This is a genomic window from Streptomyces sp. (genome assembly GCF_036566765.1).
Classification (GTDB): Bacteria; Actinomycetota; Actinomycetes; order Streptomycetales; family Streptomycetaceae; genus Streptomyces.
Map to the genome: position 1 here is coordinate 1 of NZ_DATCVQ010000220.1, position 1583 is coordinate 1583.

1 protein-coding gene is annotated in these 1583 nt (G+C 71.4%); it reads left to right on the top strand.

The window, feature by feature from the left end:
- Window positions 1-114 precede the first annotated feature (114 nt).
- On the top strand, window positions 115-1530 hold the full coding sequence (locus tag VIU94_RS12785) for a DEAD/DEAH box helicase (protein WP_331910818.1): 1416 nt from the start codon (window positions 115-117) through the stop codon (window positions 1528-1530).
- Window positions 1531-1583: the final 53 nt, after the last annotated feature.

Below are 1583 nucleotides of genomic sequence, written 5' to 3' on the forward strand. Positions count from 1 at the left end.
GTGCGTTTGCGTGGTCGTCGCGGTGGGCGATTCTGTCTGTGGGCTTCCGCTTGTGCGTGGGCTGTTCAATCCTGCCGGGCCTTCCTCGGCACGTTCCCCTGCGGAAGGCTGTTCATGAAGCATCCCGATGACTCCGGCATCGCTCACGGCGGTCCCGCCCAGTCCGAGGCCACGACCCCGGCACTGCCCCCGGCCGTCTCCTTCGCCGGCCTGGACCTGCCGGCGGAGGTGCAGCGGACACTGAACGGACTCGGGGTGCGCGAACCCTTTCCGATCCAGGCCGCCACACTGCCCGATGCCCTGGAGGGGCGCGACGTCCTGGGGCGCGGGCCCACCGGATCGGGCAAGACGCTCGCCTTCGGCCTGCCGCTGCTGACCCGTACGGCCGGGCGCCGCGCCGAACCGAAGCAGCCCCTCGCTCTGATCCTTGTGCCCACCCGGGAGCTGGCCCAACAGGTCACCCAGGAGCTGGCGCCGTATGCCGAGGCATTGCGGCTGCGGACGGCCACGGTCGTCGGCGGTATGTCGATCGGCCGGCAGGTCGCCGCGCTGCGCCAGGGAGTCGAGGTGGTGGTCGCCACCCCGGGGCGCCTGCACGACCTGATCGAGCGCAAGGACTGCCGCCTGGGACGGGTGAGGATCACCGTGCTGGACGAGGCCGACCAGATGTGCGACTTGGGCTTCCTGCCGCAGGTTGTCGACGTGCTCGACCAGGTGCACCCCGACGGTCAGCGGATGCTGTTCTCGGCCACCCTGGATCGCGACGTCGATCAGCTGGTCAGCCGCTACCTCCACGACCCGGTCGTCCACTCGGTCGACCTGTCCGCGGGCACGGTCTCGACGATGGAGCACCACGTTCTAGTGGTCCACGGCCCGGACCGCTACGCCGTCACCACGGAGATCGCCGCCCGCGACGGCCGCGTACTGCTGTTCCTCGACACCAAGCACGCCGTCGACCTGCTCACCCGGCATCTGCGGGCCAGCGGGGTGCACGCCGCGGCGCTGCACAGCGGCAAGTCCCAGCCGCAGCGCACACGGACCCTGGCGCAGTTCAAGAACGGCCAGGTCACCGTCCTGGTGGCGACCAATGTCGCGGCCCGCGGCCTGCACGTCGACGACCTCGATCTCGTGGTCAACGTCGACCCGCCCACCGACCCCAAGGACTATGTGCACCGAGCGGGCCGCACCGCCCGCGCCGGTGAGTCCGGCAGCGTGGTCACGCTCGTGTTGTCGGGCCAGCGCCGCGAGACGAGCCGCATGCTGGCCGAGGCCGGCATCGAGCCGACCGTCACCAAGGTGCGCTCGGGCGAGGCGGAGCTGAGCCGGATCACCGGCGCCAAGGCTCCCTCCGGCACCCCGCTCGACGGCGGGCCCGCCGTCCCCAGACCCAAGAACAGCAACGCTCCCTTCCGCGGCCTCGGTACCAGCAAGGACGCCTCCCGCGGCGCCGGCGGCAAGTCCCGAAAGGCCGGCGAGGCCCGCAAGCTCGCCGAGGCCCGCAAGGCCGCCCTCGTGCGTCGCAACGGCTGAGATCCGTTGCTCTCCCGCACACGGCGGGAGTCAGTACTCGTCGTGCCGGCCGT